Source organism: Rouxiella sp. S1S-2 (assembly GCF_009208105.1).
Lineage (GTDB): Bacteria > Pseudomonadota > Gammaproteobacteria > Enterobacterales > Enterobacteriaceae > Rouxiella.
In genome coordinates this window covers 3,689,430-3,705,584 of the sequence record NZ_WFKL01000001.1, presented here as the reverse complement: position 1 = coordinate 3,705,584, position 16,155 = coordinate 3,689,430, and the positions used below count along the sequence as shown (strand labels likewise).

At 53.1% G+C, this 16,155-nt stretch carries 14 protein-coding genes; 9 read left to right on the top strand and 5 right to left on the bottom strand.

Features of this window, described 5'->3' with window-relative positions:
- Positions 1-102 precede the first annotated feature (102 nt).
- Positions 103-1,212 (bottom strand): YeiH family protein, encoded by a 1,110-nt coding sequence (locus GA565_RS17025; protein ID WP_152199563.1) that lies wholly within the window; start codon positions 1,210-1,212, stop codon positions 103-105.
- Between the two features lie 267 nt (positions 1,213-1,479).
- Between GA565_RS17025 and yieE the strand changes: the two genes are divergently transcribed.
- The 4 genes from yieE (at position 1,480) to GA565_RS17005 (ending at position 6,104) form a co-directional block, all read left to right on the top strand.
- Positions 1,480-2,352, top strand: coding sequence for a DNA-binding transcriptional regulator YeiE (gene yieE / locus GA565_RS17020; protein WP_055783310.1), 873 nt, complete (start codon positions 1,480-1,482; stop codon positions 2,350-2,352).
- A gap of 130 nt (positions 2,353-2,482) precedes the next feature.
- Positions 2,483-3,958, top strand: coding sequence for an amino acid permease (locus GA565_RS17015; RefSeq protein ID WP_152199561.1), 1,476 nt, complete (start codon positions 2,483-2,485; stop codon positions 3,956-3,958).
- 206 nt (positions 3,959-4,164) lie between these two features.
- Entirely contained in the window at positions 4,165-5,262 is a 1,098-nt protein-coding gene (locus tag GA565_RS17010) for an iron ABC transporter permease (protein ID WP_152199560.1), read from the top strand.
- Between the two features lie 26 nt (positions 5,263-5,288).
- Entirely contained in the window at positions 5,289-6,104 is an 816-nt protein-coding gene (locus GA565_RS17005; protein ID WP_055783767.1) for an ABC transporter ATP-binding protein, read from the top strand.
- A 41-nt stretch (positions 6,105-6,145) separates the two neighbouring features.
- On the opposite strand, the gene GA565_RS17000 is transcribed toward GA565_RS17005, so the two are convergent.
- The 3 genes from GA565_RS17000 to GA565_RS16990 all read right to left on the bottom strand — a co-directional run bounded on the left by GA565_RS17000 (position 6,146) and on the right by GA565_RS16990 (position 9,575).
- Entirely contained in the window at positions 6,146-7,141 is a 996-nt protein-coding gene (locus GA565_RS17000) for an ABC transporter permease (RefSeq protein ID WP_152199558.1), read from the bottom strand.
- Complete coding sequence (locus GA565_RS16995) at positions 7,138-8,619, bottom strand: sugar ABC transporter ATP-binding protein (RefSeq protein WP_152201581.1); 1,482 nt, start codon at positions 8,617-8,619, stop codon at positions 7,138-7,140. The genes GA565_RS17000 and GA565_RS16995 overlap by 4 nt, the downstream gene beginning before the upstream one ends.
- A 287-nt stretch (positions 8,620-8,906) precedes the next feature.
- Entirely contained in the window at positions 8,907-9,575 is a 669-nt protein-coding gene (locus GA565_RS16990; protein WP_152199557.1) for a peroxiredoxin-like family protein, read from the bottom strand.
- A 148-nt stretch (positions 9,576-9,723) separates the two neighbouring features.
- Between GA565_RS16990 and GA565_RS16985 the strand changes: the two genes are divergently transcribed.
- The 3 genes from GA565_RS16985 (at position 9,724) to GA565_RS16975 (ending at position 11,578) form a co-directional block, all read left to right on the top strand.
- Entirely contained in the window at positions 9,724-10,611 is an 888-nt protein-coding gene (locus GA565_RS16985) for a LysR family transcriptional regulator (protein WP_152199555.1), read from the top strand.
- A gap of 68 nt (positions 10,612-10,679) precedes the next feature.
- Positions 10,680-11,123 carry an antitoxin Xre/MbcA/ParS toxin-binding domain-containing protein gene (locus tag GA565_RS16980; protein ID WP_152199553.1) on the top strand — a complete coding sequence of 148 codons (444 nt, stop codon included), beginning with the start codon at positions 10,680-10,682 and terminating at the stop codon, positions 11,121-11,123.
- A complete protein-coding gene (locus GA565_RS16975) occupies positions 11,120-11,578 on the top strand; it encodes an RES family NAD+ phosphorylase (RefSeq protein WP_152199552.1) in 459 nt (152 codons plus the stop codon). Before GA565_RS16980 ends, GA565_RS16975 begins: the two co-directional genes overlap by 4 nt.
- Positions 11,579-11,605: 27 nt before the next feature.
- On the opposite strand, the gene puuD is transcribed toward GA565_RS16975, so the two are convergent.
- Complete coding sequence (gene puuD / locus GA565_RS16970; RefSeq protein WP_152199550.1) at positions 11,606-12,427, bottom strand: gamma-glutamyl-gamma-aminobutyrate hydrolase; 822 nt, start codon at positions 12,425-12,427, stop codon at positions 11,606-11,608.
- Between the two features lie 421 nt (positions 12,428-12,848).
- Here puuD and GA565_RS16965 point away from each other — a divergent pair, with 421 nt between their 5' ends.
- Both GA565_RS16965 and GA565_RS16955 read left to right on the top strand, forming a co-directional pair.
- Positions 12,849-14,273, top strand: coding sequence for a glutamine synthetase family protein (locus tag GA565_RS16965; RefSeq protein ID WP_193311997.1), 1,425 nt, complete (start codon positions 12,849-12,851; stop codon positions 14,271-14,273).
- A 499-nt stretch (positions 14,274-14,772) separates the two neighbouring features.
- A complete protein-coding gene (locus GA565_RS16955; protein ID WP_055783345.1) occupies positions 14,773-16,143 on the top strand; it encodes an APC family permease in 1,371 nt (456 codons plus the stop codon).
- The last annotated feature ends 12 nt before the right edge of the window (positions 16,144-16,155 follow it).

Genomic DNA, 16,155 nt, shown 5'->3' with positions numbered 1-16,155 from the left:
CTGTTGAGTTATGTCCTGTTGGTCAGAATGATAACTGCTTTATGCGCAAGGGAGCAGCCAATAAATGTTAAAACTCTTTCTATTTGCGCCTTTTTATAAGGATTACAGCAGGTGTTGCACCAGTAAATTAATTCCTGCGCCACCGACGATAAGCCAGACAAAAAGTAATGCCGCCATCATTAAAGGTTTAATGCCCGCCTGACGAAGCGCACTGAAATGGGTGGTCAAGCCCAATGCCGCCATCGCCATCGCCAGAAAAACGGTGTCCAGCGTCAGTAAAAACTGCACCCAGCTTTGCGGCAGCAGGCCGAAACTGTTAAAGGCCGCCACGCCGATAAACCACAGCGCAAACCACGGCAAAGTGATGCTTGACCACAGGCTTTTTCCCGTTGTACCGGCCCGTATTGACGTGCGGTCACGGCCTTTCCACAGGCTCAGCAGTATCAGGAAAGGGGCCAGCATCATGACGCGGATCATTTTGGCAATCACCGCGGCATTTTCGGCGTCTGGCGTCACGCCATGTCCTGCCGCAACCACTTGGGCGACTTCGTGAAGGGTAGAGCCAGTGTATATGCCAAAGTGGGAGGCGGTTATTTCCAGCCAGTGATAATGCAGATTTAACTGCCACAGCCATGGATAAATGAAAATGGCCAGCGTGCCGAAAATGACCACGGTAGCCACGGCAACGGTCACTTTCTCCGGTTCAGCTTTGAGGACCGGTTCGGTTGCCATCACCGCCGCCGCGCCGCAAATACTGCTGCCTGCGCCGATAAGCATCGCGGTATCGCTGTCTAGCCCGAAAATACGTTTTCCCAACCAGCAGGCCAGCAAAAAAGTGCTGCTCAGGGTCAGTGCATCAATGACAATGCCGGATGCCCCCACGTCGGCTATTTGGATAAAAGTCAGTTTAAATCCGTAAAGAATGATGCCGAGTCGCAACAGTTTCTGCTTTGCCAGGTTAACACCTTCGGCGCACAGCGGACGGGCAGCGGGGTAAAAAGTGTTACCCACGACCATGCCGATCAAAATAGCTAGCGTCAGCGCGCTAAGACCGAGAGAGCTCAGTGTTTGAAAGTGGCTTAACCACAAAGCGAGGGCTGTAATCGCCACCGTAAGAACTAAACCCGGTAAAACGCGTCCAAAAGAGAATGAAGGCCAAAAAGTCCTGCGGGCCGGTGAATGTTTTAACTGCTCAGGAAGAGTGTGGCTCATGATGATGTCTCGCTTAGATTGCCTGGGAATAAGCTTATCCATCGTTGGTATAAATGTGAAATTGATTGTAATCCTATAACCAATCTAAAAAACTGGTATAGAATGGCAGGACAACCTAACGCCAATGACTCGTGCGGTTAGCGCTATACTGATAGGGGGAGGAGCGGATTCGGCCGAGGGGTGCACGTGAAAGTTTGAGCACTTTTTACTTTTGAATCAATCAAATTACTGGACTGCACCTGATCCGGTAAACGATAACGAGACTCTATGCATATTACACTGCGTCAACTTGAAGTTTTCTCCGAGGTGCTAAAAAGTGGCTCGACCACGCAGGCCTCCGTTATTCTGTCTTTGTCACAGTCGGCGGTCAGTGCGGCTTTGGCCGATATAGAAGGGCAGTTGGGGGTTAAACTGTTTGACCGGGTGGGTAAGCGTTTGGTTATCAATGAGCACGGACGTTTATTGTATCCCAAAGCGTTGGCGCTGCTTGAGCAGGCCAGCGAAATTGAGCGGTTGTTCAGCCACGACAGCGGTTCTCTCAAAATTGGTGCCAGCAGTACCATCGGCAACTATATGTTGCCTGCCATGATAGCCGGTTATCGGCTGGACTTTCCTGAAACCCCACTTGAGTTAAACGTCGGTAATACTGATGACGTCATTAACGCCGTGGCCGATTTCCGCGTTGACCTCGGCCTGATTGAAGGCCCGTGCCGAATGCCGGAGCTGATTACCCAGTCGTGGCTTGATGACGAATTAGTGGTGTTCGCCGCGCCGGATAATCCGCTGGCAGGAAAAAATCTGACCCTGCAAATGCTGGCAGAAGCACCGTGGATCCTACGCGAGCGCGGTTCCGGTACGCGGGAAGTATTGGACCACCTGCTTTTGTCGCAGCTGCCCGATTTTCATCTGGTGATGGAATTGGGTAACTCCGAGGCCATCAAGCACGCGGTGCGACATGGGATCGGCATCAGCTGCCTGTCGCGCAGAGTCATCGCCGAGCAGTTAAGCAGCGGTTCGCTGGTTGAAATCAAACTTCCTCTGCCGCCGCTCATCAGAAAACTTTATCTGATCCACCACCGGCAGAAGCACATTTCCAACGCCTTATCGCGCTTTTTAACCTATTGCAAAGAACTGGCATAAAGCGTTTTGCTAATAATACTCAGCCTATCATGAAGCCTTCTAATGATGGGGCGTTCCTGCTATTCAGCTCAGCTGTTTTTGCTACAATCCGCGGCTAAATTCAGACATGACGCGCAGATATAGGGCAAAAATGGCTCAACAGCATACAAAAAATCAGCAGGTGGCTCCCACACTGCGTCGAGAGCTCAAGGCTCGTCACTTAACCATGATCGCCATCGGCGGTTCAATCGGTACCGGTTTATTCGTTGCTTCGGGTGCAACCGTATCGCAAGCCGGACCCGGTGGGGCGCTGCTCTCCTATGCAATAATCGGCCTGATGGTTTATTTCCTGATGACCAGCCTGGGTGAATTGGCCGCCTTTATGCCGGTCTCCGGCTCTTTCTCTACCTACGGTGCCAAATACGTCGAAGAAGGCTTCGGCTTCGCGCTCGGCTGGAACTACTGGTACAACTGGGCCGTCACCATTGCGGTAGAACTGGTGGCTTCGCAGTTGGTGATGAACTACTGGTTCCCGCATACGCCCGGCTGGGTATGGAGTGCGCTGTTTCTGAGCGTTATTTTCCTGCTTAACTACATTTCTGTGCGCGGTTTTGGCGAGGCGGAATATTGGTTCTCGTTGATTAAAGTGCTGACCGTGATTATTTTTATCGCCGTCGGCATAATGATGATTTTCGGCATTATGAAAGGCGGTGAAACGGCGGGTTGGCACAATTGGACGATTGGCGATGCGCCCTTTGCCGGTGGTTTTGCCTCGATGATAGGCGTGGCGATGATAGCCGGCTTCTCCTTCCAGGGCACTGAACTCATCGGCGTTGCGGCGGGGGAATCCGAAGATCCGGGGAAAAATATTCCACGCGCCGTGCGTCAGGTTTTTTGGCGTATTCTGCTGTTCTATGTGCTTGCCATTCTGGTGATCAGCCTGATCATCCCCTATACCGATCCAAGCCTGCTACGTAATGATGTAAAAGACATTGGCGTCAGTCCGTTTACCCTGGTGTTTCGCAATGCTGGCCTGCTTTCAGCGGCGGCGGTGATGAACGCCGTTATTCTGACGGCGGTGCTTTCTGCCGGTAACTCGGGCATGTATGCGTCAACGCGTATGCTTTACAACCTGGCGACGGAGGGCAAGGCCCCGCGTATTTTCGCCAAGCTGTCGAAAGGTGGCGTGCCGCGTAACGCGCTTTACGCCACCACGGTCATTGCCGCGCTGTGCTTCTTTAGCTCAATGTACGGCAATCAGTCGGTGTATATGTGGCTGCTCAATACTTCTGGCATGACCGGATTTATCGCCTGGCTCGGTATTGCTATCAGCCATTACCGTTTCCGTCGGGGCTTTGTGGCGCAGGGACGTGATCTTTCAATACTTCCTTATAAGGCGGGTTTATTCCCTCTCGGGCCGATTTTTGCCTTCGTACTGTGTTTGATTATCACCCTCGGCCAGAACTATCAGGCATTCCTGCAGGATAAAATTGACTGGTACGGCGTGACGGCAACGTATGTGGGTATCCCGCTGTTCCTGGTGATTTGGTTTGGCTACAAGTTGACCAAAGGCACTCGATTCGTTAAGTATCAGGATATGGAATTCCCTGAAACTGATACGCATTAAACGGCTTTGCACTGAAAAAAGTGGGGGAGGGGCCAAGTAATGCTTTGTTACTGCTTCACCGCCACTTTTACCGTTTTTCGGTAAGGCATAGAGCCCTCGAGCCTTATACTGGATTGATAATACTTATCGTTTATATTACTGTTACCTATCATCAGTAATGTATCCAGGCCTTTAACCGCGCCGTGCCAAGCGAGAAACAAGTTTACATGAGTGCTTCAACCGATCCCCTCCTTAATACCGTCAGCCATAACGACGAAACCGGCTTTGATGGCAGCGTAATGGGTCGCTATAACGCGATTCTTCGCCGCCGCCTCTCATTGATGTTAGTGCTGGTGTTGGCTATTTTTGCCTCGCTGGTGCTCGATTTTGTCATGGGACCTGCGGGGTTAACGCTCGATACGCTGTGGCAAACCATTTTCCACGCTCAGGCGGCGGACGCGGGTACGCGAGTGATCGTTTGGGATATTCGTATGCCGTATGCCCTGATGGCGGTAGCGGTTGGCATGTCTTTGGGCCTGGCAGGCGCAGAGATGCAAACTATCCTTAACAACCCGTTGGCGAGCCCGTTCACGCTGGGCGTTTCTTCGGCCGCCGCATTTGGTGCCGCGCTGGCTATCGTGTTGAATATTGGTATTCCGGGCATTCCCGATCAGTGGTTTATCTCGGCCAACGCCTTTATTTTTGCCCTGCTTGCCGCACTGATGCTGGACGGCGTGACCCGCTGGACGCAGGTTGCCAGCTCCGGCGTGGTGCTGTTTGGTATTGCGCTGGTGTTTACCTTTAACGCCTTGGTTTCACTGATGCAGTTTATTGCCTCGGAAGATACTCTCCAGGGGCTGGTGTTTTGGACCATGGGCAGTCTGGCGCGCGCCACTTGGATAAAACTTGCCGTCATGGCGGGCGCATTCTTGCTGCTGTTGCCGATTTCGATGAAAAGTGCCTGGAAACTTACCGCGCTGCGCCTCGGTGAAGACCGCGCGGTCAGTTTTGGCATCGACGTGCGTCGTCTGCGCCTTGGCACTCTGCTGCGCATCAGTATTCTTTCTGCTCTGGCCGTGGCGTTTGTCGGGCCGATCGGCTTTATCGGGCTGGTAGCGCCGCACATCGCGCGCATGATGTTTGGCGAAGATCACCGTTTCTATCTTCCGGCCAGTGCGCTGATTGGCGCGTTGGTGCTTTCTCTTGCCTCGGTTGCTTCTAAAAATCTGGTGCCAGGCGTTATCATCCCGGTCGGAATTGTGACCTCGCTGGTGGGCGTGCCGTTCTTCCTGAGCATTATTTTGCGTCACAGGGGAACCGTATGAGTCTGAGTAACCATAACGTGATTGATATGCCTCAGCGCCACGCGATTGACGCCGCACAGGGTCTGCAAATTCGCAATTTTACCGCGGGTTATCCTAAGCGCGCGGTGATCCGCGAGTTAAACGTACCCAAGCTTCCTCGCGGTGAAATTACCGTGCTGCTTGGCCCCAACGGCAGCGGAAAATCCACGCTGCTGCGGGCGCTAGCCGGTCTGAACCGTGCGCAGGGAGAAATGATCCTCGACGGGCATGACCTGATGCAAATGCCGTTTTCCAAACGCGCAGAGCAGGTGGTTTATCTGCCGCAGTCACTGCCTGCGGGCGTGCATCTGCACGTGCTGGAGTCAATTATTGTCGCGCAGCGCGCCTCGGGAGGGCGTTCTCACCAATCGCAGACCACCGCGCAGGTGATGGACTTACTCAAACTGCTGGGCATTGAGCATCTGGCATTGAGCTACCTTGACCAGCTTTCTGGCGGCCAGAAGCAGCTGGTGGGCTTGGCGCAGTCGCTGATTCGTCAGCCTTCGTTACTGCTGCTCGACGAGCCGCTGAGCGCGCTGGACCTCAATTATCAGTTCCACGTGATGGATCTGGTGCGCCGTGAAACGCGCAAAAGAAATATCATTACCGTGGTGGTGGTGCATGACATCAATATCGCGCTGCGTCACGGCGACAATGTGCTGATGCTTAAAGACGGGCAGTTGATTGCCGACGGTCAGCCAGAAGCGGTGATTACCGCCGAGAGTTTGGCAAAAGTGTATGGTGTTAGAGGGCGAATTGAACGCTGCTCGCAGGGAACCCCGCAAATCTTGATTGACGGCCTGGTAGACACGCCGAGTCTGTAACTTTCACCCCGTCCCTCGCGATGAGGGACGGGTTTTTTTGACTATCTCTTCTGAATGTAGGTCAGCGCCAGCGCAACGGCCAGCACCAGCCCTTTGATAATATCCATCGCGTAATAAGGCACCGACAGCATCACTAGGCCATTCTGCAAAACGCCGAGAATAACCGCCCCCAGTAGCGTACCCAGCGCATTCGGTTTACCCGAGCCCGCCAATGAAAAACCAATATAAGCCGCCGCCACCGCGTCCATTAGGTAACCGCCACCGGCATTAACCTGCGAGGAGCCAATGCGCGAAGCCAGTAAAATGCCACCGGCGCCCGCCAGCACGGACGACATCAGATAGGCAATCACCCGATAACGCGCGGTACGAATACCCGCTAGTCGCGCGGCCAGTGGATTACCGCCAATGGCATACATGCGGCGACCGTGTTTGGTCAGCGACATAAACAGCTGCACTGCCACCGTCACGACCAGCATAACAATCACGATAACCGGGACCTGACCCAACAGGCTGAATACCGCAGGAACGCTCCCCTCCGCCATGTCACCGCTCGGCAGGAGCATATTTTCGGTAATCGAGCCGCCGTAGCTGTAAGTCATCGCCGCACCCTGAATAACAAACAGGCTGGCGAGCGTGGCTAACATGTCGGGGATTTTAAGGATAACAATCAGGAAGGCGTTAAAAAGACCCACCAGCAGGCACAGCGCCAACGTAATAGCGATAGCTTCAACGGTGCCAAAACCGTGCCAGACGAACATTGAAATCACCAGCGCATTGGCCAGTGAGGCCGTAGACCCAACCGATAAATCAAACCCGCCAACCGACAGTGAAAGTGAGACGCCAATGGCAATCACCGTGACGATCGCAATCGATCGCATGATGTTGATGATGTTCGACATTTCCAGGAAATTATCGGAAGCAATCCCAAACAGCGCAATCAGCGCCACTACAGTGAGCAACATCCCCCATTTATAGAGAAATTCGAAAACATGATGACGCCAGGGTTGGGGGGCGTTCAGGGGTAAGTCTTTGCTCACGCGGGGGTTCCTCCGGTTGAATAATCTAAAAGGGTCTGTTCATCAATGTCGGCAGCATTCAGCTCGGCAACAATGCGGCCATCCCAAAGCACCAAAATTCGGTCACACAGTCCGACCAGTTCGGCGAACTCGCCCGAAGCATAAATAATGCCTTTTCCCTGTTGCGCCAGACCGTCTATCAGCCTGAATACATCCTGTTTTGCTCTGATATCAACGCCTTTGGTCGGCTCATCGAAAATCAGCACCTGACTTTCGCTGCGCAACCACTTGCCAATGGCGACCTTCTGCTGATTGCCGCCGGAAAGGCGCGCCAGCTTCTGCAGCGGCCCGGACGCACGGATGCCCAGCCGATTAATGATCTCTTTCGCCCAGCTCAGTGAGGCGCGGCGATTAAAGATGCTCAGCGTAGAGAAGCTGTTGTCGGCGACGACGCTGAGGTTCATGGGAATATCATCATCGATAAAAATCCCCTCTTTGCGTCGCTCTTCCGGCACTAGTGCCAGCCCCTGTTCAACCGACAGATACGGCTCACGCGGCTTCCACGGTTTTCCATTAAGCTCACCGCGCTCGACCTGACTTGGCGATGCGCCAAACAGCGCCTTGCACATTTCGGTTTTACCCGCTCCCGCCAAACCGGCGATGCCGAGGATCTCGCCGCGATGCAGCGTCAGGCTGATATTACGCAGCTTGTCTTTGTCGTGCAGGCTTTCTATTTTCAACAGCGTTTCTGTGCTGTGAGGCGGCCGACGTGGGGGATATATATCGTTAATTTGGTGACCAATCATCTTCTCGATGATGTGTTCGTTGGTCAGTCCCTGCATGCTGTCGTCGCTGACCAGACGCCCGTCGCGCAGGACTGTCATGCGGTCGCAGATATCGCGCAGTTCGTGGATGCGGTGAGAAATGAACACCACCGCCATGCCTTCATCGCGCAGGCGGCGAACGAGCGTAAACAGGCGTTCACTTTCGGCGTGGTCCAGCGGGGCAGTCGGTTCATCAAGTATCAGGAAACGGCATTTATGTGACAGCGCACGGGCAAGCAAAATCAGCTGTTTCTCGGCCAGCGTGCAGTTTTCGATGCGTTGACGCAGGTTAATTTTCAGCCCCAGCTGTTCAGTAAGTGTCTGTGCTTGCTGATAAATTTTTGACCACTTGAGCAAATGACCCGGTTCTGAAAGCGCATCGAGCATTATATTTTCGGCGACGTTCAGCGTGGGTATCAGGGCGACGTCAACTTCCTGCTGTACCAGATGAATACCGTGCTCGCGCGCGTGATGCGGCTGACTGATGGTCACCGGTTGACCGTCAATGAGGATTTGCCCGCTGTAGTGGTTATAAGCCCCGGCAAGCACGGCCATCAGCGTTGATTTCCCCGCGCCGTTGGCACCGACCAAAGCCTGCACTGCGCCACCTTCAAGAGTGAAATCCACCTGATGAAGCGCCGAAAAACCCCCAAACGAGATTGAGATATTACGCATCTCTAAGCGTGAAGAAAGCGGTGGCGAACTCACGGTGCGAAAGCCTTTAGGTTAAAAAGTAAATAATTTAGTGAGGAAACCGTTACTGAAAAAAATTAAGCAGAAATTTGTATCATAGACAGGGATTTAAGCAACAAACTTAGTGGTATATGGTGTAATAAAAAGTCATAAGGGCCGGGCTGGGCTGAGGGGAAGTTCAGTGTGGTGTTATCCCCTCACCCATTTTGGCGGAGGGCGAGGGTGGGGGAGGTTTTAAGCCGATATTCTAGCCCAAGTCATGTAAAAACTTAGAGGCCGCGTGCGCGACGCAGAGACGGCAGCATATCTTCAGGCTCAGGGCGGCGGGTGTAGTCAGGATTTACCTCCGCATAAAGGATGACGCCGTCCTGGCCTATCACATAGCGTGACGGCATGGGCAGTGTCCAGCTCGCATCGCCGTTGACGGTAGGTAAATCGTTGTTAAACCCTTTGTACAGGTCAATCAGATAATCTGGCATAGCGAAACGCAGGCCGAAAGCTTCGGCGATGGCGTTGTGGGGGTCTGAAAGTATCGGGAAGCTAAGGTTATTCTGGCGCACGGACTTGCGGCTGTTGGGTGCAGTCTGCGGAGAAATAGCCACCAGGCTGGCGCCCAAAGCCTCAAATTCAGGCAATGTTTCCTGTAACGCCTGAAGCTCCATGTTGCAGTATGGGCACCACACGCCACGATAAAAACTCAGCACCAGCGGCCCTTTTAACAGCAGCTCGGCACTTGATACCGGGATACCCTGTGGGTCATTAAGCGTGAAAAGTGGCGCTTTATCCCCCGCTTTGAGTGCGCGCTCGGCCTGGCCGGAGGCGATAAGCTCGGCGGTAGCGCGGTGCATGGTTTCTACCACCAAATGAGGTCGATTATAGGGTGGTTTGCCGGCTTCAAAATCTGCCTTGAAAGCGTCGAGTTTGGCTTGAAGTGTCATCACTGTCTCCTGAGATTAAAAGCATTACCAAGCATGAGCTTTACGTGTACCCGAAGCGGGTGCCCGTTGGTGATAGCAATATTGGATGGCGCACGTTGGGAAGGGTAGATATGCTAAAGAGATAATGGCTATTCTCATCAGGAATAACATGGACCGATTTCAGGCAATGGCGACCTTTGTTAGGGTCGTCGAGACGGGATCTTTTTCTGCCGCGGCCCGGCAGCTCAACGTGGGTCAGCCCGCTGTTTCCAAGACGATTGCCCAACTCGAGGCGCGATTGCAAACCAGCCTGCTATCGCGTTCCACCCACGGCCTTACGCCTACCGAGGCGGGGCTGCGTTTTTATGAGCGGGCGCGAACCGCTATTGAGGAAGCCGACGAAGCCGAATTGGCCGCCAGAGGTGCGGGACTCGGTTTATCCGGGCGACTGCGGGTTTCAGCAGCAACGACGTTTGCACGGCTGCATGTCATGCCCCATCTTCCTCGTTTTCTTGGCGAACACCCTGAGCTGGACATCGACGTCATTCTCGACGATCGCATCATTGACCTTATTGCCGAAGGCGTGGATGTGTCATTACGAATGGGACCTTTACCCGACTCGACGGCGGTTGCTCGCAGACTGGCAACGTCTCCACGCTCGGTGATTGCCACCCCGGCCTATCTGGAAAAAGCCGGTGAACCCCGAAACCCTGCCGAACTGGCCGAGCACGAAACCGTTATCTATCATCCTGGACCGAATCAGTGGTCGTTCACCCAGGACGGAAAGGTCATCTCGACTGCCGTTCACGGGCGTGTGCGAGTCAGTGCCGCTGAAGGGCTGCGCGCCGCCGTATTGGCCAGCATGGGACTGTGCATCGCCTCGGATTGGATGTTTCACGACGAACTAAAAAGTGGGGCGGTCAGAAAAGTGCTGCCCGCCTGGACGTTGCCGAGCGTCGATCTTTGGGCCGTGTTCCCCAATGGCCGCATGGCCAGCGCCAAAGCGCGTCAGTTTGCCGCTTTTGTAGAATCGATTGTGTCCATGCCTGATGACTAAATTCGTCCGAAATTTGCACAAATCATGCCCATAGGGTAATAATAGAATAACCAAATGGGAGGTCTCGAATGAAAACATATACGCCGCCAATGTCAGGCAAAGAAGTCGACAGTATTTGGAATAACGTGGGTCTCAGTTTGAGCGATGGCGTACTGCTGGTGAGCAAAATTGACGAAGGGCTTGAAGGCGCGGTAGCAACGCGCATCGTAAAGTGGGCAGCCATTTCGCAGGCAGAGCTGCGCCGCATGACCGGCATCCCTAGCACCACCTTCAGCCGCAATATCAAGACGCGTTTTAGCCCAGACCAAAGTGAACGTCTGGTTCGCTTTATCCGCGTTATGGACAAGGCCGTTGAGCTGTTTGAAGGGGATAAACGTGCCGCGCAAAAATGGTTGAATGAGCCAAGCCGGGCGCTGGCCTGGAAAACACCCGCCGATTTGCTTGCCTCCGAGACGGGTGCCTATGAGGTGATGAAATTAATTACGCGCATTGAGCATGGAATTTATTCGTGATCCTCTACCGTTTAACCAAAACGCGATATTCCTCAACGGCGTGGACCGGACAGGGGGCAAAAGAGGTTGGCGGAAGGTGGAATAGTGTGGGTACCGCCATGGTTTACGCGTCCGAAACGGCATCACTGACCATGCTTGAAACACTTGTGCATCTGCACGCTGCCAATTTGTTGGACTCCTTTACCCTGTTTGCAGTCGACGTTCCCGAAGATTTGATTGAGAACATTGATCCTCAGTCGCTGCCAACGGGTTGGAATGCCTCTGAAGCTCCTGAAGCGTTAAGCCAAATGGGCGACCAATGGGTACGTTCGGGCAGCGCAGTAGCACTGGGCGTCCCGAGTGCAATATCCCCGGTTGAGAGCAACTTCTTGCTTAATCCTCTGCACCCTGAGTATCAGGCCATCGTTAATCAGGCGGTAACTATTGAATTCAAATTTGACGAGCGACTTAAGTAACCGTAAGGGCCGTCAGTAGATTAAACATCATCTATTATGTGCAGATTGTCGCGCACGGTACTGACGACAGGCGTTAATAAATGACTCAAACAGCTGCTTTGACACCGGATCGGTCAGACTATGCCATTCGGGATGCCACTGCACGCCAAGGGCAAAAGGATGCGCGCGTACACTAACGGCTTCGACCAAATTGTCCGGTGCGACCGCTTCTACGGTGAGGCTCGCCCCCAAACGTTTGGCCCCTTGGCCGTGCAGGGAGTTCACCTGAAAGCGTGGATATTCCGGCAAGAGTTCAGAGAGTAATCCCCCCTGTTTTACGTCAACCGGATGGACTAAATCATACTGATTATCATGCGGCAGCGCGGTGTCTTCGCGGTGGTCCATAAAGCCCGGTTGCTCATGCACCTTGCGATATAAGCTCCCTCCGGTGGCAACAACCAATTCCTGCATGCCTCGACAGGCGGCAAAAAGCGGCATTCCCTGCGCCAATGTGGCTTTGATAAGGGCGATGCTGAGTTTGTCGCGACCCGGATCGGCCAGCTGTTCTACGCCTTCTTCGCCATAAAGATGAGGTTCGACGTTACTCGGGCTGCCGGTCAGGAAAATACCGTCCAACCGCGTTAGCACGCTTTCGATAGCGCCTTCGCGTGAGGCCAGCTCATGCGGCAGGGCGATAGGCAAACCGTCTGCGTAAAATATCGCATCCAGGTATTTTTCATGCACCGTAAGTGCGGGATTTTCATCGACAATATTTTGGCACATCACCACGCCAATAAGCGGGCGATAGGCTGCGTTGGGCGCGTCGATGTTGATTTTGATGATTTCTGCCGTGGAAGGAATAGTGTCCATTTTACCGCCTCGATGAGTTGATTAAAATGATTACAGCCCTCCCATTGTTCCGCATTCGTTCAATAAAAGTGACTTCACCTGTTCAATATTTTAACAATCTAACAGCCCGTTGCCGCTAATTCAAACGAGCATGTAAACGAAATGTAACTGCAATAGCAACGGGAAAGTAAAGCCTGAGTAAATATAGGGCTTTTACAGCTGTTTTTTATGAGGGCAGCTCAATAAACGGTCATATAGTCTATATTTATACTGTTTTTACATTTTAATATTCAGTTTAGATAAAATTTTTACCTTCCTTCGGGCACCTTTACTAACGGGAATAAAGCAATTGAACAGAGAGAATTAACCTTGGCGCGCATCACCATGAGGGTGATGTGACTGACGCCAGTCAAATGCAAACGGCGGAAATCCTATGCAAGCTATGAGTCTAATTACCAACAACATCGAAGTTGAAAACTTCGCCCTCCCCGGTGAAGAGACGCGAAGTAGCGCGTTCCAGGACGAAGTTACTGAATACCTGGAACGTCACCCGCTTACTCAGCACGTCGATGTACTTCTCACCGATTTAAATGGCAGTTTTCGCGGCAAACGCATTCCCGTCTCAGCGCTGCGTAAAATTGAAAAAGGCTGTTATTTCCCCGCCTCCGTCTTCGCCATGGATATTTTAGGTAATGTGGTTGAAGAAGCCGGTCTTGGCCAGGAGCTGGGTGAACCCGACCGAATATGTCTCCCCGTCCCCGGCACGCTTTCACCTTCTGCTTCAGACCCTGAACATATTGGGCAACTGCTGTTAACCATGCTTGACGAAGATGGCACTCCCTTTGACGTTGAACCACGCAATGTCCTGAATCATATCTGGCAAACATTGCGCCAGCGGGGCTTGTTCCCGGTGGTAGCGGTAGAGTTGGAGTTTTATCTGCTCGACAGGCAGCGGGACGCGGAGGGAGCACTGCAGCCACCCTGCACCCCGGGTACTCACGAGCGAAATATTCAGAGCCAAGTCTACTCGGTTGACAATCTCGACCATTTTGCTGACGTATTAAACGACATTGACCGACTGGCGCATATTCAGGGATTACCGGCCGACGGCGCCGTGGCGGAATCCTCCCCGGGTCAATTCGAAATTAACCTGCATCACACAGACAACATCCTTAACGCTTGCGATCACGCGTTAGCGCTGAAAAGATTGGTGCGGCTGGTGGCGGAAAATCATGAAATGGACGCCACCTTCATGGCCAAGCCGTATGACGAATACGCCGGCAGCGGTATGCACATTCATCTCAGCATACTGGACGATAACGGCAAAAACCTGTTCTCGAATGAGCAGGGTGAAGACTCGCCGCTGATGAAAAAAGCGCTGGCGGGGATGATTGCCATGATGCCTGCTTCCATGGCCGTGTTGGCGCCAAACGTTAATGCCTTTAGACGTTTCCAGCCTGGAATGTATGTACCGACCCAGGCATCGTGGGGGCATAACAATCGCACCGTGGCGCTGCGCGTTCCGTGCAGTGACACCAACAATCACCGCGTTGAGTATCGCGTAGCGGGAGCTGATGCCAATCCTTACCTGGTGGTAGCAACGGTGCTCGCGGGCGTGCTGTTCGGCCTTGATAATCCGCTGCCATTATCAGAACCGGTCACGGGCAATGGCTTGGAGCAAGAGGGGGCACCGTTGCCCATTCGTCAAAGCGATGCGTTGCAGATGTTTGAACAGCAGACAGCGTTGCATAAATATCTGGGTGAACGTTTTAGTCACGTTTATCACGCCTGTAAGTCGGACGAGCTGTTGCAATTCGAACGTCGGGTAACAGAAACCGAAATTGACTGGATGCTGAGAAATGCCTGATATTGGCGGGTTTTTCCGCCAAAGTGACGTTTCCCGACGACGCGATGCCATGCTCTCAACACGACGGCAAAAAGAATTTATCGACTTTAGGTCGCAAAATCTTGTCATCGGGCCTGGATTTGGTGCAAAATAGCGGACATGCAAAATAACCGACGCCTAAACGCGCCGGTTATTTTTTTTGCATGGTTTTTTACACTAATTCAACAGAGGCCGGACCCAGATCCGGATAGATAACCAGATTTCGTGCTCGACCCCAAATTAATAACGGTCAGCACTATGAGGAAATGTAAGATGGGGCAATTTTTCACACCTATACCGGTACCTTCCGGTGTTGCTTTCCGCTGCGCGCCACTGCAGGCCGCCTTTGCGTCAAAACTCAATGATGTGAAGCTTAATCCCCCATTTTTATCATCGAGTCGTAAATTACGAAGTTTTCCCAGTACCTTGCTGAATCAGGCGATAGCACGCCAGAACGTTGCAGGTCAGGGGAGGCTCGCCCATGTCGAATAATCATTCTGCTATTCCTTCAGCTGCACCGCGCGTGAAGCTTCGCCGCACCCTGACACTGGTTCAGGTGGTGATGATGGGCCTTGCCTATCTGCAGCCGATGACCATTTTTGATACCTTTGGTATTGTGACCAGCATGACCGACGGCCACGTTGCAACCGCCTATTTGTTTGCGCTGGTTGCCGTGCTGTTTACCGCGGTGAGCTACGGCAAGCTGGTTAAGCGTTTCCCGTCGGCGGGTTCTGCCTACACTTACGCCCAGAAAGCCATTAGTCCACACGTTGGCTTTATGGTGGGCTGGTCGTCACTGCTCGATTATCTGTTTATGCCGATGATCAACATCCTGCTGGCAAAAATCTACCTTGAGGCGATTTTCCCTGGCTTCCCGTCGTGGGTCTGGGTAGTGGCGCTGGTCGGCCTGATGACGGCCTTTAACCTGCGTGGCATCAAGCTGGTTGCCAACATGAACAGCGTGGTGGTGGTGGTTCAGGTCGCTATCATGGTGCTTATCGTCGGACTGCTGATTTATGGCGTCTATCAGGGTGAAGGCGCAGGTACGCTGGTGAGCAGCAAGCCGTTCTGGTCTGAAAACGCGCATACGGTACCGATGATAACCGGGGCGACAATACTCTGCTTCTCGTTCCTCGGATTCGACGGCATCAGCTCCCTGTCAGAAGAGACGCCAAATGCGGATAAAGTTATCCCGCGCGCCATCTTCCTGACGGCGCTGATTGGCGGGGTGATTTTTGTTGTGGTGTCTTACTTCCTGCAGCTCTATTTCCCGACGATTTCGCGCTTCCACGACCCAGACGCGTCGCAGCCGGAAATCATGCTGTTTGTGGGCGGTAAAGTGTTCCAATTCGTCATTCTGTGCTTCTCCTGCGTGACTGTATTGGCATCGGGTATGGCTGCACACGCGGGCGTTTCGCGTCTACTTTACGTGATGGGGCGTGATGGTGTGTTCCCGGAGAAAATCTTCGGTTTTGTCCATCCGACCTGGCGTACTCCGGCGTTTAACGTTGTTCTGGTTGGCGTGGTTGCGCTTTCGGCGATCAGCTTTGATTTGGTGACCGCCACGGCGCTTATCAACTTTGGTGCGCTGGTGGCCTTTACCTTCGTTAACCTGTCGGTCATTTCACAGTTCTATATTCGTGAAAAACGTAACCGCACGCTGAGTGACCACATTCATTACCTCGTGCTGCCGGTGATTGGTGCGTTGACCGTCGGCGCGCTGTGGTTGAACCTTGAGGCCAGCTCAATGACGCTGGGTCTGGTGTGGGGCGCGATTGGCCTGTCTTATCTGGCCTTTATCACGCGTCGCTTCCGTCAGCCGCCGCCGCAGATGAGTGAAGAAGTCATCTAATCAGTATGTTAA

Excerpts from the sequence above, each read along its gene's own strand:
- GA565_RS17025 (WP_152199563.1), bottom strand. The coding sequence starts at position 1,212 with ATGAGCCACACTCTTCCTGAGCAGTTAAAACATTCACCGGCCCGCAGG.
- yieE (WP_055783310.1), top strand. The coding sequence starts at position 1,480 with ATGCATATTACACTGCGTCAACTTGAAGTTTTCTCCGAGGTGCTAAAA.
- GA565_RS17015 (WP_152199561.1), top strand. The coding sequence starts at position 2,483 with ATGGCTCAACAGCATACAAAAAATCAGCAGGTGGCTCCCACACTGCGT.
- GA565_RS17010 (WP_152199560.1), top strand. The coding sequence starts at position 4,165 with ATGAGTGCTTCAACCGATCCCCTCCTTAATACCGTCAGCCATAACGAC.
- GA565_RS17005 (WP_055783767.1), top strand. The coding sequence starts at position 5,289 with ATGCCTCAGCGCCACGCGATTGACGCCGCACAGGGTCTGCAAATTCGC.
- GA565_RS16995 (WP_152201581.1), bottom strand. The coding sequence starts at position 8,619 with ATGCGTAATATCTCAATCTCGTTTGGGGGTTTTTCGGCGCTTCATCAG.
- GA565_RS16990 (WP_152199557.1), bottom strand. The coding sequence starts at position 9,575 with ATGACACTTCAAGCCAAACTCGACGCTTTCAAGGCAGATTTTGAAGCC.
- GA565_RS16985 (WP_152199555.1), top strand. The coding sequence starts at position 9,724 with ATGGACCGATTTCAGGCAATGGCGACCTTTGTTAGGGTCGTCGAGACG.
- GA565_RS16980 (WP_152199553.1), top strand. The coding sequence starts at position 10,680 with ATGAAAACATATACGCCGCCAATGTCAGGCAAAGAAGTCGACAGTATT.
- puuD (WP_152199550.1), bottom strand. The coding sequence starts at position 12,427 with ATGGACACTATTCCTTCCACGGCAGAAATCATCAAAATCAACATCGAC.
- GA565_RS16965 (WP_193311997.1), top strand. The coding sequence starts at position 12,849 with ATGAGTCTAATTACCAACAACATCGAAGTTGAAAACTTCGCCCTCCCC.
- GA565_RS16955 (WP_055783345.1), top strand. The coding sequence starts at position 14,773 with ATGTCGAATAATCATTCTGCTATTCCTTCAGCTGCACCGCGCGTGAAG.